Genomic DNA, 26611 nt, shown 5'->3' with positions numbered 1-26611 from the left:
TGCCACAAGCCGTATAGCGCTGCCTGAAAGCACTGTCATGGCTTTAACCAATCAAACTGTGTCGGCTGCCTCGCGTTGTCCATGCCTATAGGGGTTGGCGGGCGATCGCATCGATATTTTTTGGACACGCGGCAAACTAGAGCAGCATTATTCTTGCGCCGCGCTTCTCCAAGGCATAGATATGTTGACATAAAGATATCTTTATGTGATCTGGATGCGTCGCAATCAGGCCAGTGGAGTTCGCATATGTTTGACAATCTTTTTGGCTCGGAAACAGCGAAACGCGATGGCAGTGAAGTCTTCTCGGCCCTGAAGCAGGCAGCGAGCGAGCGAATCCTTGTGCTTGACGGCGCCATGGGGACACAAATCCAAGGGCTCGGCTTTGAAGAGGATCATTTCTGCGGCGATCGCTTCATCGGCTGCGCCTGTCATCAAAAGGGCAATAACGACCTTCTGATTCTCACTCAGCCTGACGCCATCGAGGAAATCCATTACCGCTATGCCAAGGCCGGCGCGGATATTCTGGAGACCAACACATTCTCTTCGACCCGCATTGCCCAGGCCGATTATCAGATGGAAGGTGCGGTTTACGATCTCAACAAGGAGGGTGCGGCAGTTGCCCGCCGGGCGGCGGTCCGCGCCGAACGCGAGGATGGCAGGCGCCGTTTTGTCGCTGGCGCTATCGGCCCGACCAACCGCACCGCTTCGATTTCCCCCGATGTCAACAATCCCGGCTATCGCGCGGTGAGCTTCGACGATCTGCGACTGGCGTATGGCGAGCAGATCGACGGCCTAATCGATGGCGGCGCCGATATCATCCTGATCGAAACAATCTTCGATACGCTGAACGCCAAGGCGGCGATTTTTGCCTGCGAGGAGCGGTTCGAGGCTAAGGGCGTCCGCTTGCCGGTGATGATCTCGGGGACGATCACCGATCTTTCCGGCCGGACGCTCTCCGGCCAGACGCCGTCGGCCTTCTGGAATTCGGTGCGCCATGCCAGCCCCTTCACCATCGGCCTCAATTGTGCACTTGGCGCGAATGCCATGCGGCCGCATCTGCAGGAACTTTCGGCCATTGCCGATACCTTCGTCTGCGCCTATCCCAATGCCGGCCTGCCGAACGAATTCGGCCAATATGACGAAACGCCTGAGATGATGGCGGCGCAGGTCGAAGCTTTTGCACACGACGGCCTCGTCAACATCGTCGGCGGCTGCTGCGGCTCGACGCCGGAACATATCGCCGCAATCGCTCAGGCAGTTTCGAAATACCCGCCGCGCCAGCTTGCGGTGCACCGACCCTTCATGTCGCTCTCCGGCCTGGAGCCCTTCGAGCTGACCAAAGACATTCCGTTCGTCAATGTCGGCGAGCGGACCAACGTTACCGGCTCGGCAAAATTCCGCAAACTGATCACCAATGCCGACTACACGGCAGCGTTGGCCGTTGCTCGCGACCAGGTCGAAAACGGTGCGCAGGTCATCGACATCAATATGGACGAGGGCTTGATCGATTCCGAAAAGGCGATGGTCGAGTTCCTCAACCTGATCGCCGCCGAGCCGGATATCGCCCGCGTGCCCGTCATGATCGACAGCTCGAAATTCTCGATCATCGAAGCCGGTCTGAAATGTGTGCAGGGCAAACCGATCGTCAACTCTATCTCCTTGAAAGAGGGCGAGGAGAATTTCCTCAAACAAGCCCGGCTGCTGCGCAATTATGGCGCTGCCGTCGTCGTCATGGCGTTCGACGAGCAGGGGCAGGCCGACAGCTATCAGCGCAAGGTCGAGATCTGCGCGCGCGCCTACAAGCTTCTGACTGAAGAGGCGGGGTTGCCGCCGGAAGACATTATCTTCGATCCGAATATCTTCGCGGTCGCGACCGGCATCGAGGAGCACAACAATTACGGCGTCGATTTCATCGAGGCGACGCGAACAATCCGCCAGACCATGCCTTTGGTCCATATCTCAGGCGGCGTTTCGAATCTTTCCTTCTCCTTCCGCGGCAACGAGCCGGTGCGCGAGGCGATGCATGCCGTATTTCTCTACCATGCCATTCAGGCCGGCATGGACATGGGCATCGTCAATGCCGGCCAGCTCGCAGTTTATGACAACATCGATCCCGAGCTGCGCGAGGCCTGCGAGGATGTCGTTCTTAACCGCCGGCCCGACGGCACAGAGCGGCTGCTCGAAATAGCCGAGCGTTTTCGTGGTGCCGGTAACCGGGAAGCCAAGGTACAGGATCTCGCCTGGCGGGACTGGTCAGTCGAGAAGCGGCTCGAGCACGCATTGGTCAACGGCATCACCGAATATATCGAAGCGGATACCGAAGAGGCGCGGCAAAAGGCCGAGCGACCGCTGCACGTCATCGAAGGTCCGTTAATGGCTGGCATGAATGTCGTCGGCGACCTCTTCGGTTCAGGTAAGATGTTCCTGCCGCAGGTAGTAAAGTCGGCCCGTGTCATGAAGCAGGCCGTTGCCGTGCTGCTGCCTTATATGGAGGCGGAAAAGCTCGCCAATGGCGGCAACGGCGAACGCCAGGCGGCAGGCAAGGTGCTGATGGCGACCGTCAAGGGCGATGTGCATGATATCGGCAAGAACATCGTCGGCGTCGTGCTTGCCTGCAACAATTACGAAATCATCGATCTCGGCGTCATGGTGCCGGCGACGAAGATCCTGGAAACGGCAATCGCCGAGAAGGTCGATATCATCGGCCTCTCCGGCCTGATCACCCCGTCCCTGGACGAGATGGTGCATGTTGCTTCGGAAATGGAGCGGCAGGGGTTCGATATTCCACTGCTGATCGGCGGTGCAACCACCAGCCGCGTGCACACTGCCGTGAAGATCCATCCACGCTATGAGAAGGGCCAAACGGTCTATGTCACCGATGCCAGCCGTGCCGTAGGTGTCGTCTCGGCGCTGTTGTCGCCGGAGGCTAAGCAGGGCTATGTCGATACGGTTCGCACGGAATATGCCAAGGTCGCCGCGGCACATGCCCGCAGCGAGGCGGAGAAGGTACGGCTGCCGCTCGCAAGGGCGCGCGAGAATGCCGAGAAGGTTGATTGGGCGAATTACAAGCCTGTGACGCCGCAGTTCTTTGGAACGAAGGTGTTCGAGAATTACGATCTGGCAGAGCTTGCCACATACATTGACTGGACGCCGTTCTTCCAGACCTGGGAGTTGAAGGGCCGTTTCCCGGCCATCCTCGAAGACGAGAAACAGGGTGAGGCGGCGCGGCAGCTTTATGCCGATGCACAGGCCATGCTCGAAAAGATCATCGCGGAGAACTGGTTCCGCCCGCGCGCCGTTGTAGGCTTCTGGCCGGCAGGCACGGTCGGCGATGATATCAGATTGTTCACCGATGAGGGCCGCACCGACGAACTCGCGACCTTCTATACACTGCGCCAGCAATTGTCGAAGCGGGATGGCCGCCCGAACGTGGCGTTATCAGATTTCGTAGCGCCCGTTTCGAGTGGCGTCGGCGACTATGTCGGCGGTTTTGTCGTCACGGCCGGTATAGAGGAAATTGCCATCGCCGAGCGTTTTGAGCGCGCCAATGACGATTACTCTTCGATCCTCGTCAAGGCGCTCGCCGATCGCTTCGCCGAGGCTTTTGCCGAGCGGATGCATGAGCGGGTGCGGCGCGAGTTCTGGGGCTATGCCAAGGACGAAAACCTCGATGGCGACGAGTTGCTGGCGGAGGCCTATGCCGGCATCCGCCCGGCGCCGGGCTATCCTGCCCAGCCCGACCACACCGAAAAAGAGACCCTGTTCCGTCTGCTCGATGCGGAAGCGGCGACCGGGGTGAAGCTCACCGAAAACTACGCCATGTGGCCCGGTTCCTCCGTCTCCGGACTCTATATCGGCCATCCCGACTCCTATTATTTCGGTGTAGCAAAGGTCGAGCGAGATCAGGTGGAAGACTATGCGGCCCGCAAGGGCATGCCCGTTGCGGAGGTGGAGCGCTGGCTGGGACCGGTGCTCAACTATGTGCCGGAAAGCCGCGATACCGCAGTGGATGACGCGGCATGATGATCTGATTTGACGGTGTGGAAAAAGCGAGTGAGGGATGCTCGTTAACTCAACCCTAAGTCGCTCCAATCGTCAGCTCCGCAACAAAGTCATAAGCGTCCCCTCGATAGAGCGAGCGGGTAAATTCCACGGCGCGACCGGAGCCGAGGTAGGAGATGCGTTCGATCGATAGGCCCGCAGCCCCGACGGGGACGCCTAGCAGGCCGGCGTCGGCCTCTTTCATGTTGGTCGCAGAGATGCGTTGGACGGCACGGACCGGGCGGACCTGGCGCTTTTCGAGCTCGGCATAAAGCGACGCGGTCACTGTGGATGGGTCCGGCAGGAACTCGCCGGAGACGCTGGCATGTTCGATGGCCAGCGGCTGGTCGTCGGCGATGCGCAGACGGCTGAGGCGGGAAACCTTGGTGCCGGCGGCAAGGCCGAGGATCATCATTTCATCGGGCGAGGGGGTGTGCACGCCCTTATGCAGCCATTCGGAGCGTGCTGTCATGCCCCGCCGTGCCATGTCTTCAGTGAAGGACGTTAGCTGCGATAGGCGCTGTTCGACCTTGGAGACCGGCTTGGCGACGAAAGTGCCGGAGCCATGGCGACGGACAAGGATGCCCTCTGCCACGAGATCGTCGATCGCCTTGCGTACCGTCACGCGGCTGACGGCTGCATATTCGGCTATGTCGCGTTCCGGCGGCAAGGCATCACCATGTTTCAGCGTGCCAACCTTGACGGCGTCTTCGAGCGTGCGGCGCAGCTTGACATAAAGCGGGCCGGTGCCGCCGGCGAGCAGGCGTTCCGGCGAGAAGATATGGCTCAAATCCTCGGTCATGGCGTGCTCCCCATGTCTTTTTGCAGGAGCTTTGCCGCCAGTTCGACCGCGCCGCGCAATACGTCGCCTTTCGGTTCCGCGAGAAGCGCCTTGTGTCGCGAAGCGAGCCAGGGATGATATGCCTTCGAGAGACCGCCCAGTAGGCAGACCGCCGGGCATTCGGGCCAAAGCAGCGTGTCGAGGCTTTCGGCGATAGCGTTCACCGCTGTCTTGACGATGCCGACAGCGACCACATCGTCCCTTTCGGCATGTTCGAAGACCATCGGCGCGTAACGCGCAAAATCTTTCGGTTTGGAAGCATGGGCGAATTCGACGATGCGTTCGGGATCGCCGTCGAATTCAGCCATGATCTTTTCGGTGATTGGCGAGGGTGGCTGCACCTTGTCGTGCGCCAGAAGTGAGCGCTCCAGCAGATCGCGGCCGAGACGCGCACCACTTGCTTGGTCGCCAATGACAAAGCCCCAACCACCGATGCCCCAAATCTTGCCGTCGCGTCGAGCATTGTAGACGGAACCGGTGCCGAATGCGCCGATTATCCCATCGGCATCGCCGAGCGCACCCTGAAGCGCTATCGTCGCGTCGGTGACGACATGGCTGTTTGCAAAGGGCAGCGCTTTTTCGATGCGCTTGCCATAGTCACCGACGTTGGCGCCGGCCGTGCCGACAACGGCGGGCAGTGTATGGACCAACTCCGGATCGAGTCCGGCGTCGCTGAGGGCTTCTTGGGCGGATGCGACGATGTTGACCAAAGAGTTTTCGAGATCGGAAAGGATATTGGCTGCCCCCGCCTTGCCGTTACCAAGGACTTTACCCAGCCTGTCTGTCACAGCAGCGCGGCAGCTTGTTCCCCCGCCGTCGATACCGATCGCAAACTCCGTCATCACACCCTCCGGATAACCACCCGTTCCCCATTTTTCCTACAATACCAAAAAAATACCATTTACCAATAGGCAATGCGTCGCTTTTTGCGTTTCTGTATCATATTGAAAAATATCAATAAAATTTTTTATCTGTTTTTCCGACTCAGAAAAGTTAAATTTCGGCTGGACAATTGGTATTTTTTTGGCCTTAATTCTTCCAAGGGAACAGTTCGAACAGGCATCGGCAGAACCGGCAAGATAACAATAGCCGGAACGCCAAGCAGAAGGTGACGGACCTCTGCCGTTGTCAGGAGCCGCGTAGATCAAACAGGGTCTGCGCGACAGCATTCGTCATGAAATTCCCGTGTGTTGAGTTTCTGGTGTCCTTGTCCGGTCGTCCGGCGGGTCACGATTGATCGGGCCGATCAGGCACAGTGCCTTGCGCCCTTGTGCATTTGGGGCCGGCAATGTTGGCGGTCCTTGTGGAGCGTTGGCTGTTTCCTCGGATATGCCAACGGATTTTCAGATCGAGAACGGTGCCTTTTTCCGGGCGCTTAAACAGGAGAGGGAAATGAAAAACAATGTTCTGAAAGGCTTACTCCTCGCATCCAGCCTGCTGACCTCGGTCGGCTTCGCGCATGCGGCGGACGTGACGCTGACGGTTGAAAGCTGGCGCAACGACGACCTGCAGATTTGGCAGGAAAAGATCATCCCGGCATTCGAAGCCAAGAACCCTGGCATCAAGATCGTCTTCTCGCCGACGGCTCCGACCGAGTACAACGCATCGCTGAACGCCAAGCTTGAAGCTGGTTCCGCCGGCGACATCATCACTTGCCGTCCGTTCGACGCTTCGCTGGACCTCTTCAACAAGAAGCAGTTGTCCGACCTGACATCGCTGAAGGGTATGGATAACTTCTCGCCGGTCGCCAAGGCTGCCTGGACCACGGACGACGGCAAGTCGACCTTCTGCGTGCCGATGGCTTCGGTCATCCACGGCTTCATCTACAACAAGGATGCCTTCGACAAGCTCGGCCTCAAGGTTCCGGCGACTCGCGACGAATTCTTCGCAGTGCTGGACAAGCTCAAGGCCGACGGCACCTACATTCCGATGGCCATGGGCACAAAGGATCTGTGGGAAGCTGCAACCATGGGCTACCAGAACATCGGCCCGAACTACTGGAAGGGTGAAGACGGTCGCCTGGCTCTGATCTCTGGTAAGGAAAAACTGACGGATGCTCCGTGGGTCGATCCTTACAAGGAACTCGCCAAGTGGAAACCTTACCTCGGCGACGGCTTCGAAGCCCAGAGCTATTCTGACAGCCAGAACCTCTTTACGCTCGGCAAGGCTGCCATCTACCCGGCCGGTTCGTGGGAAATCGCGCTGTTCAACACGCAGGCTCAGTTCAAGATGGGTGCCTTCCCGCCGCCGGTCGCAAAGGCTGGCGACACGGCTTACATCTCCGACCATCCGGATATCGGCGTCGGTCTGAATGCCAAGAGCAAGCATGCGGAAGAGGCCAAGAAGTTCCTGAGCTGGGTCGCCTCGGACGAGTTCGCCAACATCTACGCCAACGCGCTGCCGGGCTTCTTCAGCCTGAACTCGCATCCGGTGAAGATGACCGATCCGCTCGCTCAGGAATTCGTTTCCTGGCGTGACAATCACAAGTCGACGGTTCGTTCGACGTACCAGATCCTGTCGCGCGGCACGCCGAACCTGGAAAACGAAACCTGGACGGAATCCGCCAACGTGATCAACGGCACGGACGCGCCGGACGCTGCTGCCAAGAAGCTGCAAGCCGGCCTCGACAAGTGGTACAAGCCGGCCAAGTAAGCCTGCTTTGACGTAAGTCGGGTGAGGGGCCTCGTGCTCCTCACCTTGTTCTACCGCCGGTGCATGCGGATAGAAGGACAGAGGTCATCGGTTGCTGCTTTCCCGCTTTTGATGGGTAAGTGCATGACGCGCCTTCATTATCTTGTATGCCGATATGAGCCGCCGGACCCGCGGCTGTCGCGACACCACATCGAGCCGCGCCCGATATTGTTTCTCCATGTTTGGCCGGAGAGCCGGAACAGCGGGCGAATTGAACGTTTGCGCTGCCGTCCCGATGCGTAGCCAATAAAAGCAGGCAGAAAGCCATGAGCAAAGCCAGTATATCAGCCGCTTTTGATGCGGTCCCGATCAAGCGCCAGAAGCGTTGGCATATCTTCGTTTTCCTTCTTCCGGCCTTCATCGTCTACACGGCGGTGATGATCCTGCCTCTGATCGAGACATTGCGGCTGTCGCTGTACAACGTCGTCGACAACCAATCGACCTTCGTGGGTCTCAACAATTTCAAAGTGTTGTTCGGGGATGATCGCTGGTCGCATGATTTCTGGAATGCGCTGCGCAACAATTTGATCTTCTTTGCCATCCACATGTGCGTGCAGAACCCGATCGGTGTCGCGCTCGCGGCGCTGCTGTCGCTGCCGAAGCTGCGGTTCGTCGCCTTCTATCGCACCGCCATGTTTCTGCCGACGCTGCTTTCCTTCGTCATCGTCGGTTTCATCTGGAAGCTCATTCTGTCGCCGCTCTGGGGTGTGGCGCCCGATTTGATGGGCATGGTCGGCCTTAAGTCGTTCTTTGCTCCCTGGCTCGGCAAGCCGGGCACGGCTCTCGTCACCGTCGCGCTGATCTCGGTCTGGCAATATGTCGGCATCCCGATGATGCTGATCTATGCCGCGCTACTGAACATCCCTGAAGAGGTGATCGAGGCGGCCGAGTGCGATGGCATCACCGGTTGGAGCCAGTTCTGGAAGATCAAGCTGCCACTGGTGCTGCCGGCGATCGGCATTATCTCGATCCTGACCTTCGTCGGCAATTTCAACGCTTTCGACCTTGTCTACACCGTGCAGGGCGCGCTGGCGGGGCCGGATGGTTCCACCGATATTCTTGGCACGTTGCTCTACCGCGTCTTCTTCGGCTTCCAGCTACAGCTCGGCGACCGCTCGATGGGCGCGACCATCGCGACGGTAATGTTCCTGATCATTCTCGCCGGCGTCTCATTCTATCTTTTCATCGTCCAGCGGCGCATCCGCCGCTACCAGTTCTGAGGAGAGGCGACGATGTCCAAGGCACGCACTTCCCTTGTCCGCTCCGGCCTCGTGCATCTGGCGTTGATCGCCTACACGTTGCTTGCCATCTTTCCGGTGTTTCTGACCATCATCAATTCCTTCAAGGACCGCGCCTCGATCTTCCGCGCGCCCCTGAGCATCCCAACGCCATCCAGCTTTAGTCTGATCGGTTATCAGACCGTTCTAAAGCAGGGGGATTTCCTGACCTATTTCGAGAACAGCTTCATCGTGACGATCGTCTCGATCGTCTTGACCCTGCTGTTCGGCGCCATGGCCGCCTTCGCGCTGTCGGAATACCGCTTCCGCGGCAATACCATCATGGGGCTTTATCTCGCGATCGGCATCATGATCCCGATCCGCCTCGGCACGGTCGCCATCCTGCAGGGTATGGTCGCAGCCGGCTTGGTCAATACGCTGACTTCACTGATCCTCGTCTACACGGCGCAGGGCCTGCCGCTCGCTATCTTCATCCTGTCCGAATTCATGCGAACCGTCTCGGATGACTTGAAGAATGCGGGCCGCATCGATGGGCTCAGCGAATATGCGATCTTCTTCCGCCTTGTGCTGCCGCTGGTTCGTCCGGCCATGGCGACGGTCGCCGTCTTCACCATGATCCCGATCTGGAATGACCTGTGGTTCCCGCTGATCCTGGCGCCGAGCGAGGCGACCAAGACGGTGACGCTGGGCTCGCAGATCTTCATCGGCCAATTCGTTACCAACTGGAACGCGGTCCTGGCGGCGCTGACGCTCGCCATCCTGCCCATCCTCATCCTCTACGTCCTCTTCTCACGCCAACTCATTCGCGGCATTACATCCGGAGCAGTCAAGTGAGCTCATCTCATAAGCCGATCCGCGTGTTGGTCGCCGGCCTTGGCAATATGGGCCGCAGCCATGCGCTTGCCTACCACAACAATCCCGGTTTCGAGATTGTTGGCCTCGTCAATCGCTCGAAGCCGAAGCTGGCTGATGAGCTGCAGGGTTACACGATCCATCCGGATTTCGAGACGGCGCTGAAGGCGTTGAAGCCCGATCTTTGCTCGATCAATACCTATTCCGACAGCCACGCGGATTATGCCGTCATGGCTTTCGAGGCGGGCTGCGACGTATTCGTGGAAAAGCCGCTGGCGACGACCGTTGAGGATGCGGAGCGCGTTGTGGCCGCAGCCGAGAAAGCCGGCCGCAAGTTGGTGATCGGCTATATCCTGCGTCACCATCCGTCCTGGATGCGATTGATTGCCGAGGCGCGCAAGCTCGGCGGTCCTTATGTCTTCCGCATGAACCTGAACCAACAGTCGAGCGGACCGACCTGGGAGACGCATAAGGCGCTGATGCGCACCACGTCGCCGATCGTCGACTGCGGCGTGCATTATGTCGACGTCATGTGCCAGATCACGGACGCCAAGCCGGTCGAGGTGCGCGGCATGGGTCTGCGCATGTCGGACGAGATCGCGCCGGATATGTACAATTACGGCCATCTGCAGGTGATCTACGAAGACGGTTCGGTCGGTTGGTACGAGGCCGGCTGGGGGCCGATGATTTCCGAAACGGCTTTCTTCGTGAAGGATGTGATGTCGCCGAATGGCGCGGTCTCGATCGTCATGGACCCCAACGCCAAGTCGGACGACATCGACACGCACACCAAGACCTCCGTCATCCGGCTGCATACGGCCGAGACCGGTCCGAACGGCAAGTTCATCCGTCCCGATCAGGATCTGCGCATGGACGGAGAGCCGGGTCACCAGGAGCTGTGCGATCGCGAACAGGCCTTCATGCTGAAGGCCATCCGCGAGGATATCGACCTTAGCCGCCATATGGCCGACGCTGTTCAATCGCTACGCATCTGCCTCGCCGCCGACGAGAGCGTGCGCACCGGCAAGCCCGTTTATTTGTAAGGGATAAGAGACTGTGGGATCGCTTCAACTGAAATCCATTCGCAAGGCCTATGGTACGCATGATGTGCTGAAGGGCATCGACCTCGAGGTGAAGGATGGCGAGTTCGTCATTTTCGTCGGCCCTTCCGGTTGCGGTAAGTCGACTCTTCTGCGCAGCATCGCCGGCCTGGAGGACGTAACCTCGGGCGCGGTTTTGATCAATGGCAAGGATGTGACGGTTACGCCGCCCGCCAAGCGCGGCATTTCCATGGTGTTCCAGTCCTATGCGCTCTATCCGCATCTGACGGTGAAAGATAATATGGGCCTCGGCCTGAAGCAGGCTGGCACCGCCAAGGATGAGATCGAAGGTCGTGTGGAGAAGGCGTCGAGCATGCTTTCTCTCGCCCCCTATCTCGCCCGTCGTCCCGCCGAACTCTCCGGCGGCCAACGTCAGCGCGTCGCCATTGGCCGCGCCATCGTGCGCGAACCGGAGCTTTTTCTATTCGACGAGCCGCTGTCGAACCTCGATGCGGCATTGCGCGTTCAGACCCGGCTTGAAATCGCCCGCCTGCATCGCAGCCTGAAGGCAACGATGATCTATGTCACCCACGATCAGGTCGAAGCCATGACGCTGGCCGACAAGATCGTCGTGATGAACGCCGGCGCGATCGAGCAGATCGGTTCGCCGATGGAGCTCTATAACCGGCCCGCGAACATCTTCGTCGCCGGCTTCATCGGTTCGCCGCAGATGAACTTCATTCCGGCGGAGAAGCTCGAGCAGAGCGGTGCCAAGACCATCGGCATCCGTCCGGAGCATATCACTTTGTCGCGCGACCACGGCACCTGGGCCGCCAAGGTCATCCATGTCGAACATCTCGGCGCCGATACGATCATCTATCTCGAATCCGAGCAAACCGGCCTTCTGACCGCGCGCCTCTTCGGCGAACACAAATACGAGCCGGACGAAACGGTCTATGCGACGCCGGAGACCAGACATATGCATCGCTTCGACGCAAACGATCAGGCCATTCGCGCTTAGGCGTCGGCATTTGGCATATTGAAGAGGGCTCTGCTTTGGCAGGGCCTTCTTTTTATTTGTCCAGCGATTGGCCCTAAAGTGATCCAGTCGTCCGGACGAATTCATGTGCCTGTCACAGAGGTGCGCTATCACTCGCTCAGTCAACACCAACAGCGAGCGCATCATGACAAATGCAGCAACCACTTATGCAACTTGGCATACCGAACCGAATGGTGACATTGCGATGGCGGAATCGCACAGCCCCTATTGGCGGCATTTCATCGAGAGCGTGCCAGAGCGGGATTTTTCGTCGAAAACGGTGCTGGATTTTGGCTGCAATCGCGGCGGCTTTCTGCGGCTGCTTCATGCGATGCGGCCGTTCCGTCGCGGCGTCGGCATCGACATTGCTTCGGAATCGGTTGCGGCGGCTGTGGCGGCCAAGGGCAACATGCCGCTGCAGTTTCAAGTCACCACCGATCTTTCGCCTTTTGCCGATAGCTTCGATGTCGCATTCAGCTATGAGGTCGTTTACCTGCTGCCGGAGTTGAAGCGGCATGCCGAGCAGATGTTCGAGGTCATGCGCAATGGCGGTGTCTATTACGCCGTCACCGGTTGCCACAACGAAATGCCGCTTTGGCCGAAGTGGCGCGAATTGATCGGCGGCAACAGCAATGCGCCGGTGCAGGATCGCTCTCCGCAGGACTATATCGATGCCTTCGCAGCCGCCGGCTTCGATGTTTCCGTTCGGCGTTTCGGCTATAGCGGCTTCGTCAGCGGATCGAAGGATCGCAAATATTATCCGAGCATTCTCGACGCGCTGAGCTATCCTGCTGAATACAAGCTCCTGTTCCGGCTCGAAAAGCGCATCTGATATGGAAACGATCGATCGCAAGAGCGGCAGTGCTCTCTGGCATCAGATCGGCGAAATCCTGGCGGCGGATATCGCCACCGGGACCTTTGCTCCGGGCGCCAAATTGCCGACCGAACCTGAACTCATGCAACGTTTCGGTGTTAGCCGTTTCACTGTCCGCCAGGCGCTCGGCCATTTGGAGCAGCGGGGATTGGTGCGCGCGGAGCAGGGGCGAGGGACCTTCGTTCACAGAGGGGCTCTCGACTATAGGCTCTCGAAGAAGACGCGGTTCTCCCAGAATTTGATCGAGCAAGGTTTCGAGCCTGGCGGCGAATTATTGATCCACGAGGTCGTCCCGGCATCCGAGCTTGTCGCGGCGCGGCTGAGGCTTGCGCTTGGCGCGCCGGTCATCCATCGCCGCGGTGTCATGACGGCGGATGGAGTGCCCGTCGAACTTGGCGACACCTACTATCCGGCTGACCGATTTCCGGATTTCGACAAGGCGAGGCTGCAATATCAGACCATTACCGCAGCACTCGCGAGCTACGGCGTCCACGACTATGTGCGCCTATCGACCGAGATTGAGGCGCGCATGCCGAATGCCGAGGAGGCGCGGTTGTTGCGGCAGCCGAAGTCAACACCGGTATTGGTCGTTCTCAAAGTGGATGTCGATAACGATGGTGCGCCCATTACCTATTCCGAGACTTTATGGTCGGCGGAGCGGGTGACCTTCAACGTCGATTTGGGATGAACGGCCTATCGATGGGACAGAATATTCACGATCTTGCCGAAGGGATCGCGGACGTAGAAACGCCGGACTCCCCAGGGTTCGTCGTTCAGATCGTAGACGATGTCGAGCTGCATCGACCGGGCGCGCTGATAGACCTGATCGACATCGTCGACCTCAATCGAAAGATCGGGCACGGTCGCGCCTGAGCCGCCTTCGCTGGCTATGCTGATCTGCGGCACAGTCTGCGCCTTCGAGGCAAAGGTGATGATCCAGCCGTGGTCCATAACGATATCCAAGCCGAGCAGGTCGCCATAGAAGGCGCGAGCGCTGGCGGGATCGGCCGCATGCAGATTGGGGACAATTCGCAGGACGGTCATGCGATGCTCCTTGCCGGAGGAATGGAGGCGGGCCTTTGCCGCCTCCACCATCTTAACTCAGACAGTCACCGATGGCAGCAGCTTGGCGCGTTCGCTGAGGATCTGCCGGCAGGCATTTGCCACTTCCTGACCCTTGATGACGAAATGCTGCTTGAAGAAATGAATATGCGCTTCCGTCTCCTGGAAATGATGCGGCGTCAGCACGGTCGAAAGAATCGGAACGCCGGTATCCAATTGCACGCGCATCATTGCATCGAGAACGGTGTCGGCAACGAAGTCGTGGCGATAGATGCCGCCGTCGACGACGAAAGCGGTCGCGATGATGGCGCTATAGCGGCCGTTGCGGGCGAGCGTCTGCGCATGCAACGGGATTTCCAGGGCGCCGGGTACATCGAAAATGTCGATGGGGGAGGCGCCTTCGGTCTTCTGCCATTCGGCGATGAAGGCATCGACGCACTGATCGACGATATCGGCATGCCAGCGTGCCCGGATCAACGCTATGCGGCCCGGCTGCGTAGAAATGGAAATGGTCATGAACTCTGCCTTTCAAGGGTTTAACTCAATATCCCTTGGGCGAACACGCAAGGCCGCAGAAGCCCCTTGCGCGAAGGAGCCGTCGACCCGGCTTGCTCTCTTCCATCCGGACTATACCGTCGGCTCCGGCCTCTCACCGGATCTGCTGACCCTTCCAGCGAACCGGAAGGCGCTCGCGGGCTCGGAGATCAGCCTCCATACCGCCGGTGGGGAATTGCACCCCGCCCTGAGAACGCCTGGACTATAATTGCGGTGCAACAGAAATCAAAGAAAAACGCCGGGCGATTTGCCCGGCGCGTGCGAAAAATCTGTCCAATTGCGCTGCTTATCAATCCTGGATGACCAGCAGATCGGAGGAGGCGAAGCGTAGCGTGACTTTCTCGCCGACGCTCGGAGGCATCATTCCGGGGCTGTTGAACATGTCGAAGGAAATGGTGTTGCCGCCGACATTCATGCGCGTGCGGATGACCGAACCCAGGAAGTGGGCCGAGGAGACTTCGCCGGTCAGAGCAGTGTCGCCCTTCGCCGATTCTGCCAGCGAGCCGGCTTCTGGGCGCAGCGCCAGCGATACGGTGTCGCCGGGCTTGTAGGCGGTGACCGACTGCTTCAGTGTCACACCCTGATCGCCGATCATGATGCGGTTGCTGTCCGGATCGACGACCTTGCCTTCGATGAGGTTCAGCGTGCCGACGAAGGAGGCGACGAAGCGGGTGGCCGGCGTGTTGTAGATTTCGAAGGGCGTGCCGATCTGGTCGGCGCGGCCGGCGTTCATGACGACGATGCGATCGGAGATCGACAGAGCTTCTTCCTGGTCATGCGTCACGAAAACGGTGGTGATGCCGAGCTGCTGCTGGATGGCGCGAATTTCTTCACGCAGCGATACGCGGATCTTGGCATCAAGCGCCGAGAGCGGTTCGTCGAGCAGGAGGACCTGCGGCTTCACGGCGATGGCGCGGGCGAGCGCCACGCGCTGCTGCTGGCCGCCGGACATTTGGAACGGATAACGACCGGCAAGATGATCAAGCTTGATCAGGCCGAGCATTTCCTTGACGCGCTTGTCGATGTCAGGCTTGGCAACGCCGGCGACCTTGAGGCCGAAGGCGACGTTGTCATGCACGGTCATGTTCGGAAACAGTGCGTAAGCCTGGAACACCATGCCGATGTTGCGCTGGTTCGGCTTCAGGGGACGCTGATCTTTGCCGTTGATCGTCAGCATGCCGGCGGTCGGCGTTTCGAAACCGGCGATCATGCGCAGAACGGTCGTCTTGCCGCAGCCGGACGGTCCGAGGAAGGAGACGAATTCTCCTTTCTCGATATGCATGGTGAAGTCATGAACGACCTTGGTTTCGCCGAAGGACTTCTTGATGTTGGTAAGTTCGAGAAAAGCCATGGTGTGAAGCCTCACGCCTTAATCGGAGCGGATCTGGAGAAACGGGAAACGAGCTGGAGAAGGCCCATGCTGAGCCAGGTCACAGCGAGTGCGATGATCGCCAGCGCCGAAGACTGATAGGCCTGATTGGCGCCGACGAGCTGCATATAGGGGCCGAAGGCCGGACGATTGAGCAGCGAAGCCATGGTGAATTCGCCCATGACGATCGCCAGCGTGATGAAGGCGCCAGACAGAACGCCGCTCATGACATTGGGAAAAATGCAGCGGAACATGATGGTGGTCCACTTCGCGCCGAGGCTTTCTGCGGCTTCCGTCAGGGTACCTACATCGATCGTGCGCATCGCCGTATCCACCGAACGATACATATAGGGGAGCGCCAAGACAATATAGGAGCAGACGAGCAGAAAGTTCGTCGATTGCTCGAAGCCCGTCAGCGGCAGGATCGACGATGAATTGTAGAGACGCAGGTAGCCGAAGACGATCACGATCGCAGGAATGACCAGCGGCATCAGCGTAATGAATTCGACGACCGGGCGTAACTGTGGCAAGCGAAGCCGCACCCAATAGGCCGTCGGGACAACGAGCAGCATGCCGACGACAATGGTCAGCGCGGCCATGAGCATGGAATAGCCGAACGCATAAAGGAAGTGCGCATCGGAAAAGACCGATGCATAGGCATCGAAACTATAGGCATCGCGGCGCATGCGCAGCGAGAATTCCAGCGTGCCGATAAGCGGAACGATGAAATAGAAGGCGCCGATGACGACCGCGATCCAGGCGAAGAATTTTTGCAGCTTCATTTCTGCCACCGTTCTGCGCGCATGCGCATGATGATGTAGATGACGTTGGAAATGCCGGTGATGACGATCATGCCGAGAGCCATCGCATAGCCGAGGTTGGCGTTGTGCAGCACGTCGCCGCGGATCTGGGCATAGAGCTGGATCGGTATGATGTTCAGCGAGCTGCCAGTCAGGGCGATTGCGGTCGCAATGGCGCCGAAGGCATTGGCGAACAGCAGCAGCGTCGTGCCAAGCAGGCTCGGCCACAGGATGGGGAGTGCCACCATCAGCCAATACTGCCCATTGGTCGCCCCAAGGATCGAGGCCGCCTCGCGCCATTCCTTCTTCATACCGTCCAGGGCTGGCGTGATGATCAGAACCATCAGCGGAATCTGGAAGTACATGTAGGTGATCGTCAGGCCGACGAAGCTGTAGAGATTGAAGCCTGCATGAAAAATGTCGAAGCCAAGCCAGTTTTTCAGCAGCAGCGTGACGAGGCCCAGGCGACCGATCGTGGCGATGAATGCAAAAGCCAGAGGCACACCGGCGAAATTTGAAGCGACGCCGGAAAAAGTCAGGAAGGCATGGCGCACCCAGGCCGGAAGTCCACCCATGACCAGGGCCCAGGCCAGATAAAAGCCGATTAGTGCGCCGCCGAGCGCCGAGGCGACAGACACTCTGATGCTGATCCAGTACGAGTCCAAGATGGATTTTGTGAAAAGATCGCCGATGTTCTTCAACGTTAGGCTGCCGTCGGGCGTCAGAAACGCACCTGCGACCAGATAGATCGTTGGGAGTATGAGAAACAGAAGCGCGAAGATCAGGAAGGGCGCAATGCCCAGCCAATCGACAACCACGCGCTTATTGATCATGGGGGCGGTACTGATCGTTGATGTCGTGACGATGCTCATGATTGGCCCATTCCGCGGCGTCAAAAAAGGAAAACCTCCCCGCCGAAGCGGGGAGGTCATATTAGCTGAAATTACTGTACGTTCGAACCGACGACAGAATCCCACTTGGTAGTGATGGCGGTCTTGCCGGCAGCCTGTTCATCGAGCGTCGGGAAAACGGCCTTTTCATAGGCTGCTGCCGGCGGCAGCTTGTCGAGAAGTTCCTGCGGAACCTTCTTGTTCTTCGCCAGGTCGTTGAAGCGGATCGGGTGGCAATAGCCCTTCAGCCAGCCGATCTGGCCTTCGTCGGAATAGAGGAATTCCATCCAGAGCTTGGCAGCGTTCGGGTGCGGAGCGAAAGCCGAGATCGCCTGAACGTAAACGCCAGCGACAACGCCCGAAGCCGGAACTGTAACGTCAACCGGCGGGTTGCCGTTCAGGCTGTCGCGCCATGCGAGGCCGTTGTAGTCCCAGGCGACGACGATCGGGGTTGCGCCCTGAGCGAGCGAAGCGGACTTGCCGATGACCGGAACGAAGTTGCCAGCCTTGTTCAGCTTTGCGAAGTAGTCGAGACCAGCAGCGCCGACCTTGGCGGCATCCTTTTCGCCGGCAGCCAGGCCAGCGGCGTAAACGGCCTGTACGGCCTGGTTGGAGGTGCGCGGGTCGCCAGCGAGCGATACGGTGTTGGCGTATTCCGGCTTCTGCAGGTCAGCCCAGTCCTTCGGCGGGTTCTTCACGACGTCTTTGTTGGTGACGAAGGAGAGAACGCCGTAGTAGTCGCCATACCAGAAGCCGTCGGCATCCTTGGCGCTGTCCGGAATCGAGTCCCAGGTGGAGACCTTGTAAGGCTGCAGCAGGCCGTCCTTCTTGGCGGTCGGGCCGAAGGAGAGACCAACGTCGATTACGTCGGGAGCCTGCGGGCCGGTGTTGCCCTTGTTGGCGCGGATTGCTTCAACTTCATCGCCCGACCCGGCGTCCGGGTTCAGTTCGTTGACATCGATGCTGTACTTCGCCTTGAAAGCAGCGATGAGGTCGCCATAACCGCACCAGTTGTGGGGCAGGGCGATGGTGGTCAGCGTGCCTTCCTTCTTGGCGGCAGCGATAAGGTCTGCGCTCGGTTCAGCAGCAGCAATGGCGGTCGTGGCGACGAGCATTGCAGTGGAGAGCGTCAGAAGACGATGAATTTTCGAGGTCACTGGTATTCCTCCTTTTGGGTTTTCAGTGTCTGGCGTTGCTGTTAATGACGTTGCATGAAGGTTGTGTGACGGATTTCAATGGGTTGCGCTTCCTGAACATCGGAGATTTACTTTTATTCGCTAACGATGACAGGCCTGTCTTGCTAGCCGATCCTTAGGTTGTAACTTTATACTTTCCTCCCTGCTAACCTAGCTTGCGGAACAGCCTTGTTTGTTCGAACAGGCCTTCAAGCGTTTTCATGCGCTCACTCGTCTCGTCCCAGGTCGAGCTTTGTATGGCTTCGATCAGCGCTTCGACGATGAAAAGGGTGACGACGGAGGAATCCCAGGCCGAAGGCGCTTCGATCTGCACGCGGAATGTGTGCTTTGCATATTTGACGGCAGGGGTCGCCCATTGGTCGGTGAAGACGATGATCTCGGCTCCGCAACGCCGGGCGGCGGCGGCGAGGCTGACTATTTCCTGCTCGTAACGTCTGATATCGAAGATCACCAGCAGATCGCCGGGATTCATGTTCAAAACATATTGCGGCCAGGAACTGGAGTTGGAGGAGAGCAAGGTCGTGTTCGGGCGGATGACCTGCATATGGGTAAAGAAATATTCGGCAAGCGCGCCGGTGATGCGTCCACCGACGAAATAAAGCCCGCGTTTGTGCTCTGACAGCAGCGCAGCGACGTTATCGAAGGTGGCTGCATCGATATCCGTCAGGGTCTGGCGGAGATTGCCCATAATGGCGTCAGCAAAGCGGTTAAGGATGTGCGTGCCGGGAGCATTGGACGCCCAGCGGTCGTGTTTGGTGAGCGGATTCGAGATGGTCGCCTCGACTTCCTGATGGAGGCGGGACTGAAAGTCCGGGTAACCCTTGAAGCCGAGTTTCTGCACCATGCGCGCCACTGTCGGCGTGGAAACCCGCGCATTTTCGGCAACTGTCGTAATGCTGCCCAACCCCGAAACCGGGTAGTTGTCGAGCAGGCTCTTGGCGAGCTGCTTTTCGGCGCGCGTCAGCGCGTCGAATTGGGCATTGATTACGTCCGAAACTGTTTTCGACGCATTGCTCACTCTATTTTTGCTCCCCGGGACGGTCTTATGCCGGTCTCCTGGAAGGAATATAACTACGCTGTCACATTTCGAGTCAATGTCACAAATGAAGAAATAATTTCAGTTTCCAGTTGACAGTCGCCGAAACCTGAAGAATTCTTTTCTTATAAAGATTTTATTAAGAGGGTAGGGCGCCTTTGATGCATGCCGCGCAAGGCATTCTGACGGAAGCGGATGGCGATTGCGTCGCGGTCGAACGGCCGGACGGAAAAAGCGCGGTTTTCATCATCTGCGAACATGCTTCACGCACGTTGCCCAAATATTTCGGCGATCTGGGCCTTTCGACCGAAGCGCTGTCCAGCCACATCGCCTGGGATCCGGGTGCGCTAGCGGTCGCCACGAAGATGTCCGGCAGCCTCGATGCTACGCTGGTTTATCAACGCTTCTCGCGGCTGATTTACGACTGCAACCGTCCGCCCGAAAGCGCGGGCGCGATGCCGGAGGTTAGCGAGATCTACACGATCCCCGGTAACCAGGACCTGCAAACCTCCGACCGGCAAGCGCGCACGAACGCTCTTTATATACCGTTCCATGACCGCATTCGCGCGCTCCTGAAAGAGAGGGCGGCGAGGGAACAAAACACCGTGATCGTCACGGTTCACAGCTTCACGCCTGTTTACAATGGCAGGCAGCGGGCGGTGGAGCTCGGCATTCTGCACGATGAAGACCGCTGGCTGGCGGATCGCATGCTCGATGCTGCTGCAGAGGCGCCGCTCTACCGCACCGAGCGCAACGAGCCTTACGGGCCAGAAGATGGCGTCACCCATACGCTTAAACTGCATGGGCTCGCCAACGGTTTGCATAACGTTATGATCGAGGTCCGCAACGACCTCATCCGAGATGACGTCGGCCAAGGGGTCGTGGCCGACTATCTAACAGGGCTTATCCAGAGCAGTCTGGAAGCCTGAGCATAGAAGAAAAGACCCCGGGGAGCAGTTCAACTGCGATCGGGCCGTATGGCAAAAAGCCAGCGGCGCAAGTGGCACAATGGTGGCCCGCAATTCCGTGGGCGACCGGGTTTTAGGGGGAATGACATACATGTCTGATTACACAGAGTTGGACAAGAAGCAGGACGTGCATATTCTGCACTCCATGGGCTATGCCCAGGAGTTGGAACGGCGCATGAGTTCGTTCTCGAACTTTGCCGTATCCTTTTCCATCATTTGCATTCTTTCGGGCGGCATCAATTCGCTCGCCCAGGCGACTTCTGGCGCAGGCGGTGCCGCGATCGGCATCGGCTGGCCGGTCGGATGCTTCATTTCGCTGGTCTTTGCCGTGGCGATGGCGCAGATCAGCTCCGCTTATCCGACTGCGGGCGGGCTCTATCACTGGGGCTCGATCCTCGGCAACCGTTTCACCGGCTGGCTGACTGCATGGTTTAACCTGCTCGGCCTCGTCACCGTTCTCGGCGCGATCAATGTCGGCACCTATTATTTCTTCATCGGTGCTTTCGGCGGCTATTTCGGCATGGTCGATACGACATTGGTCCGTATCGTGTTCCTGGTGGTCATCACCGGCCTTCAGGCGCTCGTGAACCATATGGGTATCGGGCTGACCGCGAAGCTCACCGACTTCTCCGGCTATCTGATCTTCGCAACCTCGATCGCACTTGCGGTCGTGTGCCTGATCGCCGCACCATCCTATGATTTCGCGCGGCTGTTCACCTTCACGAACTACTCGGGTGTGGCAACGATTGCCGCCGATGGTTCGGCAACCGGAGCACCGGTCTGGCCGCAGGTTTCCACCTTCTGGGTCTTTGCGCTCGGCCTCCTGCTGCCGATCTACACGATCACCGGCTACGACGCCTCGGCGCATACATCGGAGGAAACGGTCAAGGCAGCGCATTCCGTTCCGCGCGGCATGGTAGCCTCCGTGCTTTGGTCGGCCTTGTTCGGCTATATCATGCTGTGTGCATTCGTTCTGATGATCCCGAATATGGACGACGCCGCAAAGCAGGGCTGGAACGTGTTCTTCTGGGCGATGGATGCTCAAGTGAACCCCATCGTCAAGGATATCCTGTATCTCCTGATCTTCATCAGCCAGTGGCTGTGCGGCCTTGCAACGGTCACCTCTGTATCGCGCATGATCTTTGCGTTCTCGCGTGACGGCGGTCTTCCTGCATCGAAGGCACTTTCCAAGGTCAGCCCGACACACCGCACGCCGGTTTCCGCGATCTGGACCGGCTCGATTCTTTCGGTGCTGTTCGTCTGGGGTTCGTCGCTGGTGTCGATCGGCGATACACCGGTTTACACCATCGTCGTTTCGTGCACCGTCATCTTCCTCTTCTTCTCCTTCGCGATCCCGATCACGCTCGGTCTGTTTGCCTGGGGTACGTCGAAGTGGGACAAGATGGGCCCGTGGAACCTCGGTGAAGGGTTGTTCAAGCTTTTTGCCGTGCTGTCGATCATCGCGATGATCGTGATCTTTGTTCTCGGCATTCAGCCGCCGAATGACTGGGCAGGCATCATCACCGTCGGCTTCTTTGTCCTGACTGCGATCGTCTGGTTCGGCTTCGAGCGGCGGCGCTTCAAGGGACCGCCGATCGGCGACGCGATCGCCAAGCGCAAGGCCGAAATCGCAGCGGCAGAAGCGGCCGTCGGCGAAAGCTAAGCATCGGAGCTGCATTTCTCGAACGGCGGGGCCGCCTGCGTGCGGCCCCTTCACCGGTATAAACGAAACGCACGGCGCCGGGTTGCTCCCAGCTACGAGCCGGCGTTCCGTTGTCTGACACCCCAATTCATTGTTCAGGCGGATCACTCATGAGCACTAGCTATACGTTCGACGACCTCAAGAAAGATGTGGCCGAGGGGCGCATCGATACGGTTCTGGCATGTCAGGTGGACATGCAGGGTCGCTTGATGGGCAAACGTTTCCAGGCGGAATTCTTCGTGGAGAGCGCCTGGAAGGAAACGCATAGCTGCAACTATCTCCAGGCGACCGACCTCGAGATGGAGACCGTCTCGGGTTACAAGTCGACGAGCTGGGAAAAGGGCTACGGCGACTATACGATGAAGCCCGATCTCGCCACGCTTCGCCGCATTCCCTGGCTTGAGGGCACGGCGCTGGTGCTTTGCGACGTGCTCGATCATCACACCCATGAAGAGGTGGCGCATTCGCCGCGCGCCATCCTGAAGAAGCAGGTCAGGCGGCTTGAAGCAATGGGCATGAAGGCCTTCATGGCCTCCGAACTGGAATTCTTCCTGTTCGATCAGAGCTATGACAGCGCCCGTGAATCCGGCTATCGCAACCTGCATCTCGCCAGTGGCTATAATGAAGACTACCACATCTTCCAGACCACCAAGGAAGAAGGGGTGATGCGGGCGATCCGCACTGGCCTGCAGGGAGCCGACATTCCGGTCGAAAATTCCAAGGGGGAGGCTTCGGCGGGGCAGGAGGAAATCAATGTCCGCTATGCCGATGCGCTGACCATGGCGGACCGCCATACGATCATCAAAAATGGCTGCAAGGAGATCGCCTGGTCGAAGGGCAAGGCCATCACATTCCTGGCGAAGTGGAACTATAATTCCGCCGGCAGCTCGTCGCATATTCATCAGTCGCTGTGGAGCGCTGACGGCAAGACGCCGCTGTTCTTCGACAAGGAACAAGAACATGGCATGACGCCGCTGATGAAGCATTATGTCGCCGGTCTTTTGACGCATGCCAGCGAGATCACCTATTTCCTCGCGCCCTACATCAATTCCTACAAGCGTTTCGTGGCAGGCACTTTCGCGCCGACCAAGGCGATCTGGAGCACCGACAACCGTACCGCGGGCTATCGTCTCTGCGGCGCCGAGACCAAGGGAATCCGCATCGAATGCCGCGTCGGCGGCTCCGATCTCAATCCCTATCTCGCTTTTGCGGCGCTGATTGCCGCCGGCCTAGATGGCATCGAGAACAAGCTTGAACTGGAGGCACCCTTCGTGGGGGACGCCTATGGTGCCCGCGAGGTTCGCGAAATTCCGCGCACGCTGCGAGACGCTGCGGTGGCGCTGAGCGGCTCTCAGATGCTGCGCGCCGCTTTCGGCGACGATGTCATCGATCACTACACCCGTGCTGCCGAATGGGAGCAGGAGGAATATGATCGCCGCATCACCGACTGGGAGGTGGCGAGAGGATTCGAAAGAGCGTAAGCCTTCCTGTGATTTTTGATTTCCGCCCGATTTTCGTCGTCAGGCGCGGGCAGGGAAGGTGGCTGCGGTAAATCGCTTCTTTCGGCGATGTAAGCTCTTGGGGTAGTTTTTCGGTGATCAGCCGAGACCATATTCGTGACTATAGAAACAGGATTTCGATCATGACCATGATCACATGCGTGTCCCCGGTAAATGGGGAGATTTATGCGGAGCGTCCGGCGCTGTCGCTGGATGCGGCCAAGGAAGCGGTCGCCCGCGCCCGCAAGGCTCAGAAGGACTGGGCGCGCCGCCCGCTGGAAGACCGCGTTCAACTGGTGCTGAAGGGTGCTGCGCGCCTCAACGAAATGGCCGATGTCGTCGTGCCGGAGCTCGCATGGCAGATGGGCCGCCCGATCAAATACGGCGGCGAATATCGCGGCTTCAACGAGCGCTCGAATTATGTGGCGTCGATCGCAGCCGATGCGCTGTCGCCGATGGTGGTGGAAGACAGCGCGAATTTCGCCCGTCGTATCGAGCGCGAACCGCATGGCGTCGTGTTCGTCATCGCGCCATGGAACTATCCCTACATGACCGCGATCAACACGATCGCCCCAGCGCTGATGGCCGGCAATACCGTTGTTCTGAAACATGCCAGCCAGACGCTGCTGGTCGGCGAACGGCTGGTTCAGGCTTTCGTCGAGGCCGGCGTTCCTGCTGATGTCTTCCAGAACGTCTTCCTCGATCATGAAACGACGTCGGCGCTGATCGCCGCCGGCAGCTTCAACTTTGTCAACTTCACCGGTTCGGTCGAAGGCGGGCGGTCGATCGAACGCGCTGCCGCCGGCACCTTCACCAGCCTTGGCCTCGAACTTGGCGGCAAGGATCCGGGCTATGTCATGGAAGATGCCGACCTCGAGGCGGCCGTCGACACGCTGATGGATGGTGCCACCTACAATTCCGGCCAATGCTGCTGCGGCATCGAGCGAATCTATGTGCATGAATCGCTTTACGACGCCTTCGTCGAGAAGTCGGTCGCCTGGGTGTCGAACTACAAGCTCGGCAATCCGCTGGAGCCGGAAACTACGCTTGGCCCGATGGCGAACAAGCGTTTCGCCAAGGTGGTCCGCGAGCAGATCGCCGATGCCGTCGCCAAGGGCGCCAGGGCGCTGGTCGACCCCAAGCTTTTCCCGGCCGATGACGGCGGCGCCTATCTCGCGCCGCAGATACTCGTCGATGTCAATCATTCCATGGCCTTTATGCGCGAAGAGACCTTCGGCCCCGCCGTCGGCATCATGAAGGTGAAGAGCGATGCGGAAGCGCTGGAATTGATGAATGACAGCCCTTATGGCTTGACGGCGTCGCTCTGGACCAAGGATGTCGAGCGCGCTTCGCGCATCGGCCGCGATATCGAAACCGGCACCGTCTTCATGAACCGCGCAGACTATCTCGATCCGGCACTGTGCTGGACCGGCGTCAAGGAAACGGGCCGTGGCGGCTCGCTTTCCGTGCTTGGTTTTCATAACCTGACGCGCCCGAAATCCTACCATTTGAAGAAGGTAACAGCATGAGCAATATCTCAGCCAATTGGAGCTATCCCACCGCCGTCAAGCTCGGCCGCGGCCGGATCACGGAACTGGCGGATGCCTGCAAAAGCCTGGGGATCAAGAAGCCGCTCCTGATCACCGACCGAGGGCTCGCCTCGATGGCGATCACCAAGACGGCGCTGGATATTCTCGAAGACGCCGGCCTCGGCCGTGCCATCTTCGCCGACGTCGATCCGAACCCGAACGAGAAGAACCTCGAGGCCGGCGTCAAGGCCTTCAAGGATGGCGGTCATGACGGCGTCGTCGCCTTCGGTGGCGGCTCGGGCCTCGATCTCGGCAAATGCGTTGCCTTCATGGCTGGCCAGACACGACCGGTCTGGGATTTTGAGGACATCGGCGACTGGTGGACTCGCGCCAATGTCGAGGGCATTGCTCCGATCGTCGCTGTTCCAACGACCGCCGGCACCGGCTCCGAGGTCGGCCGCGCCAGCGTCATCACCAATTCTGTAACGCATGTGAAGAAGATCATCTTCCATCCGAAGTTCCTGCCGGGCGTCGTGATCTCCGATCCTGAACTGACCGTCGGCATGCCGAAGATCATCACCGCCGGCACCGGCATGGATGCCTTCGCCCATTGCCTGGAAGCCTATTCCTCGCCGTTCTATCATCCGATGTCGGCCGGCATCGCGCTGGAAGGCATGCGGCTCGTCAAGGAATTCCTGCCGCGCGCCTATCGGGAAGGTACCGACCTCGAAGCCCGCGCCAATATGATGAGCGCCGCCGCCATGGGTGCTGTCGCCTTCCAGAAAGGGCTGGGCGCCATTCACGCGCTGTCGCATCCGATCGGCGCCGTCTACAACACGCATCACGGCATGACCAATGCCGTCGTCATGCCGGCCGTCCTGCGCTTTAACCGCAAGGCAATCGAAGAAAAGATCGCCCGTGCTGCCGCCTATCTCGGCATTTCCGGTGGTTTCGACGGTTTCTATGACTATGTGTTGAAGCTGCGGGCCGAACTCGGCGTTCCGGAAAGCCTCTCGGCTATGGGCATTGCGCCCGATCGCATCGACGAGCTTTCGGCCATGGCGATCGAAGATCCAAGCGCCGGTGGCAATCCGGTGCCGATGACGCTGGAGAACACCAAGGCGCTGTTCCACGACTGCTTCTAAGGCAATGTCGGCTTTAATTTTCAGTCGTGCCGCGAGATGATTGCGGCACGATTTTTTGTGCCTATCTGGCAGGTTGACGATCGCAATCTTCACCGGCAAGTGGCGTGCCGATGGTGTAGCCTGCTAGGCCCTCGCCGACGCGATATCTTAATGCGCGACAAGCGCCATTAGGGCTTTGTTAACCATATTTCGAAACAATACGTTAATCGCACCAATGACTCAGATGGTGCTGAAATGAGCGATG

23 protein-coding genes and 1 riboswitch are annotated in these 26611 nt (G+C 58.9%); of the genes, 13 read left to right on the top strand and 10 right to left on the bottom strand.

Going from position 1 to position 26611, the window contains the following annotated elements; translation table 11 throughout:
• Positions 1-246 precede the first annotated feature (246 nt).
• Positions 247-4023 (top strand): methionine synthase, encoded by a 3777-nt coding sequence (metH, locus tag NXC24_RS12695; protein WP_104823616.1) that lies wholly within the window; start codon positions 247-249, stop codon positions 4021-4023.
• A 55-nt stretch (positions 4024-4078) separates the two neighbouring features.
• Here metH and NXC24_RS12690 read toward each other — a convergent pair whose 3' ends face one another.
• From NXC24_RS12690 to NXC24_RS35100, 3 genes are read right to left on the bottom strand one after another with little or no spacing between them, the layout of a single operon-like run.
• The gene (locus tag NXC24_RS12690) at positions 4079-4843 is read right to left on the bottom strand and encodes a GntR family transcriptional regulator (protein WP_104823615.1); all 765 of its coding nucleotides are present in this window, start codon (positions 4841-4843) and stop codon (positions 4079-4081) included.
• Positions 4840-5724 (bottom strand): BadF/BadG/BcrA/BcrD ATPase family protein, encoded by an 885-nt coding sequence (locus tag NXC24_RS12685; protein ID WP_104823614.1) that lies wholly within the window; start codon positions 5722-5724, stop codon positions 4840-4842. The genes NXC24_RS12690 and NXC24_RS12685 overlap by 4 nt, the downstream gene beginning before the upstream one ends.
• A 36-nt stretch (positions 5725-5760) precedes the next feature.
• Positions 5761-6051: a hypothetical protein gene (locus NXC24_RS35100; protein WP_158704474.1), complete on the bottom strand. Its 291-nt coding sequence runs from the start codon at positions 6049-6051 to the stop codon at positions 5761-5763.
• A gap of 223 nt (positions 6052-6274) precedes the next feature.
• On the opposite strand from NXC24_RS35100, the gene NXC24_RS12680 reads away from it, so the two are divergent.
• From NXC24_RS12680 to phnF, 7 genes are all read left to right on the top strand, one after another.
• Positions 6275-7534 carry an ABC transporter substrate-binding protein gene (locus NXC24_RS12680; protein WP_104823613.1) on the top strand — a complete coding sequence of 420 codons (1260 nt, stop codon included), beginning with the start codon at positions 6275-6277 and terminating at the stop codon, positions 7532-7534.
• Between the two features lie 305 nt (positions 7535-7839).
• Entirely contained in the window at positions 7840-8793 is a 954-nt protein-coding gene (locus tag NXC24_RS12675; protein WP_104823612.1) for a sugar ABC transporter permease, read from the top strand.
• A 12-nt stretch (positions 8794-8805) separates the two neighbouring features.
• Positions 8806-9645 carry a carbohydrate ABC transporter permease gene (locus NXC24_RS12670; protein ID WP_104823611.1) on the top strand — a complete coding sequence of 280 codons (840 nt, stop codon included), beginning with the start codon at positions 8806-8808 and terminating at the stop codon, positions 9643-9645.
• Positions 9642-10706, top strand: coding sequence for a Gfo/Idh/MocA family oxidoreductase (locus NXC24_RS12665; RefSeq protein ID WP_104823610.1), 1065 nt, complete (start codon positions 9642-9644; stop codon positions 10704-10706). The genes NXC24_RS12670 and NXC24_RS12665 overlap by 4 nt, the downstream gene beginning before the upstream one ends.
• Positions 10707-10719: 13 nt before the next feature.
• Positions 10720-11724, top strand: a complete 1005-nt coding sequence (locus NXC24_RS12660; RefSeq protein ID WP_104823609.1) for an ABC transporter ATP-binding protein — start codon at positions 10720-10722, stop codon at positions 11722-11724.
• A gap of 163 nt (positions 11725-11887) precedes the next feature.
• On the top strand, positions 11888-12574 hold the full coding sequence (locus tag NXC24_RS12655) for a methyltransferase domain-containing protein (protein ID WP_104823608.1): 687 nt from the start codon (positions 11888-11890) through the stop codon (positions 12572-12574).
• Position 12575: 1 nt separating this feature from the next.
• The gene (gene phnF, locus NXC24_RS12650; protein WP_104823607.1) at positions 12576-13304 is read left to right on the top strand and encodes a phosphonate metabolism transcriptional regulator PhnF; all 729 of its coding nucleotides are present in this window, start codon (positions 12576-12578) and stop codon (positions 13302-13304) included.
• Positions 13305-13309: 5 nt separating this feature from the next.
• Here phnF and NXC24_RS12645 read toward each other — a convergent pair whose 3' ends face one another.
• The 7 genes from NXC24_RS12645 to NXC24_RS12615 form a co-directional block, all read right to left on the bottom strand.
• Entirely contained in the window at positions 13310-13660 is a 351-nt protein-coding gene (locus NXC24_RS12645) for a VOC family protein (protein WP_104825143.1), read from the bottom strand.
• Between the two features lie 57 nt (positions 13661-13717).
• Positions 13718-14194, bottom strand: a complete 477-nt coding sequence (locus tag NXC24_RS12640) for a 6,7-dimethyl-8-ribityllumazine synthase (protein ID WP_104823606.1) — start codon at positions 14192-14194, stop codon at positions 13718-13720.
• A gap of 90 nt (positions 14195-14284) precedes the next feature.
• Positions 14285-14432: riboswitch (FMN riboswitch) on the bottom strand.
• Positions 14433-14522: 90 nt separating this feature from the next.
• The gene (locus NXC24_RS12635; RefSeq protein WP_104823605.1) at positions 14523-15584 is read right to left on the bottom strand and encodes an ABC transporter ATP-binding protein; all 1062 of its coding nucleotides are present in this window, start codon (positions 15582-15584) and stop codon (positions 14523-14525) included.
• Between the two features lie 11 nt (positions 15585-15595).
• Positions 15596-16384: an ABC transporter permease gene (locus NXC24_RS12630; RefSeq protein WP_104823604.1), complete on the bottom strand. Its 789-nt coding sequence runs from the start codon at positions 16382-16384 to the stop codon at positions 15596-15598.
• Positions 16381-17274, bottom strand: coding sequence for an ABC transporter permease subunit (locus NXC24_RS12625; RefSeq protein WP_104823603.1), 894 nt, complete (start codon positions 17272-17274; stop codon positions 16381-16383). The genes NXC24_RS12630 and NXC24_RS12625 overlap by 4 nt, the downstream gene beginning before the upstream one ends.
• Positions 17275-17345: 71 nt before the next feature.
• The gene (locus tag NXC24_RS12620; protein WP_104823602.1) at positions 17346-18449 is read right to left on the bottom strand and encodes an ABC transporter substrate-binding protein; all 1104 of its coding nucleotides are present in this window, start codon (positions 18447-18449) and stop codon (positions 17346-17348) included.
• Positions 18450-18633: 184 nt separating this feature from the next.
• Complete coding sequence (locus NXC24_RS12615) at positions 18634-19506, bottom strand: MurR/RpiR family transcriptional regulator (RefSeq protein WP_104823601.1); 873 nt, start codon at positions 19504-19506, stop codon at positions 18634-18636.
• A 179-nt stretch (positions 19507-19685) separates the two neighbouring features.
• Between NXC24_RS12615 and NXC24_RS12610 the strand changes: the two genes are divergently transcribed.
• The 5 genes from NXC24_RS12610 to NXC24_RS12590 all read left to right on the top strand — a co-directional run bounded on the left by NXC24_RS12610 (position 19686) and on the right by NXC24_RS12590 (position 26367).
• A complete protein-coding gene (locus NXC24_RS12610) occupies positions 19686-20453 on the top strand; it encodes an N-formylglutamate amidohydrolase (protein WP_104823600.1) in 768 nt (255 codons plus the stop codon).
• Between the two features lie 130 nt (positions 20454-20583).
• Positions 20584-22155, top strand: coding sequence for an amino acid permease (locus tag NXC24_RS12605; RefSeq protein WP_104823599.1), 1572 nt, complete (start codon positions 20584-20586; stop codon positions 22153-22155).
• Positions 22156-22304: 149 nt separating this feature from the next.
• The gene (locus NXC24_RS12600) at positions 22305-23675 is read left to right on the top strand and encodes a glutamine synthetase family protein (RefSeq protein ID WP_104823598.1); all 1371 of its coding nucleotides are present in this window, start codon (positions 22305-22307) and stop codon (positions 23673-23675) included.
• Positions 23676-23836: 161 nt separating this feature from the next.
• On the top strand, positions 23837-25222 hold the full coding sequence (locus tag NXC24_RS12595; protein WP_104823597.1) for an aldehyde dehydrogenase family protein: 1386 nt from the start codon (positions 23837-23839) through the stop codon (positions 25220-25222).
• Positions 25219-26367, top strand: a complete 1149-nt coding sequence (locus NXC24_RS12590; protein WP_104823596.1) for an iron-containing alcohol dehydrogenase — start codon at positions 25219-25221, stop codon at positions 26365-26367. The genes NXC24_RS12595 and NXC24_RS12590 overlap by 4 nt, the downstream gene beginning before the upstream one ends.
• Positions 26368-26611: the final 244 nt, after the last annotated feature.

Source organism: Rhizobium sp. NXC24, assembly GCF_002944315.1.
Lineage (GTDB): Bacteria > Pseudomonadota > Alphaproteobacteria > Rhizobiales > Rhizobiaceae > Rhizobium.
The sequence above is the reverse complement of the archived record's forward strand: the minus strand, read 5'-3'. Positions and strand labels throughout refer to the sequence as shown.

Bases quoted from the DNA above. Each gene is read 5' to 3' on its own strand.
- metH (WP_104823616.1), top strand. From the start codon at position 247: ATGTTTGACAATCTTTTTGGCTCGGAAACAGCGAAACGCGATGGCAGT.
- NXC24_RS12690 (WP_104823615.1), bottom strand. From the start codon at position 4,843: ATGACCGAGGATTTGAGCCATATCTTCTCGCCGGAACGCCTGCTCGCC.
- NXC24_RS12685 (WP_104823614.1), bottom strand. From the start codon at position 5,724: ATGACGGAGTTTGCGATCGGTATCGACGGCGGGGGAACAAGCTGCCGC.
- NXC24_RS35100 (WP_158704474.1), bottom strand. From the start codon at position 6,051: ATGCTGTCGCGCAGACCCTGTTTGATCTACGCGGCTCCTGACAACGGC.
- NXC24_RS12680 (WP_104823613.1), top strand. From the start codon at position 6,275: ATGAAAAACAATGTTCTGAAAGGCTTACTCCTCGCATCCAGCCTGCTG.
- NXC24_RS12675 (WP_104823612.1), top strand. From the start codon at position 7,840: ATGAGCAAAGCCAGTATATCAGCCGCTTTTGATGCGGTCCCGATCAAG.
- NXC24_RS12670 (WP_104823611.1), top strand. From the start codon at position 8,806: ATGTCCAAGGCACGCACTTCCCTTGTCCGCTCCGGCCTCGTGCATCTG.
- NXC24_RS12655 (WP_104823608.1), top strand. From the start codon at position 11,888: ATGACAAATGCAGCAACCACTTATGCAACTTGGCATACCGAACCGAAT.
- phnF (WP_104823607.1), top strand. From the start codon at position 12,576: ATGGAAACGATCGATCGCAAGAGCGGCAGTGCTCTCTGGCATCAGATC.
- NXC24_RS12645 (WP_104825143.1), bottom strand. From the start codon at position 13,660: ATGACCGTCCTGCGAATTGTCCCCAATCTGCATGCGGCCGATCCCGCC.
- NXC24_RS12640 (WP_104823606.1), bottom strand. From the start codon at position 14,194: ATGACCATTTCCATTTCTACGCAGCCGGGCCGCATAGCGTTGATCCGG.
- NXC24_RS12635 (WP_104823605.1), bottom strand. From the start codon at position 15,584: ATGGCTTTTCTCGAACTTACCAACATCAAGAAGTCCTTCGGCGAAACC.
- NXC24_RS12630 (WP_104823604.1), bottom strand. From the start codon at position 16,384: ATGAAGCTGCAAAAATTCTTCGCCTGGATCGCGGTCGTCATCGGCGCC.
- NXC24_RS12625 (WP_104823603.1), bottom strand. From the start codon at position 17,274: ATGAGCATCGTCACGACATCAACGATCAGTACCGCCCCCATGATCAAT.
- NXC24_RS12610 (WP_104823600.1), top strand. From the start codon at position 19,686: ATGCATGCCGCGCAAGGCATTCTGACGGAAGCGGATGGCGATTGCGTC.
- NXC24_RS12605 (WP_104823599.1), top strand. From the start codon at position 20,584: ATGTCTGATTACACAGAGTTGGACAAGAAGCAGGACGTGCATATTCTG.
- NXC24_RS12600 (WP_104823598.1), top strand. From the start codon at position 22,305: ATGAGCACTAGCTATACGTTCGACGACCTCAAGAAAGATGTGGCCGAG.
- NXC24_RS12595 (WP_104823597.1), top strand. From the start codon at position 23,837: ATGACCATGATCACATGCGTGTCCCCGGTAAATGGGGAGATTTATGCG.
- NXC24_RS12590 (WP_104823596.1), top strand. From the start codon at position 25,219: ATGAGCAATATCTCAGCCAATTGGAGCTATCCCACCGCCGTCAAGCTC.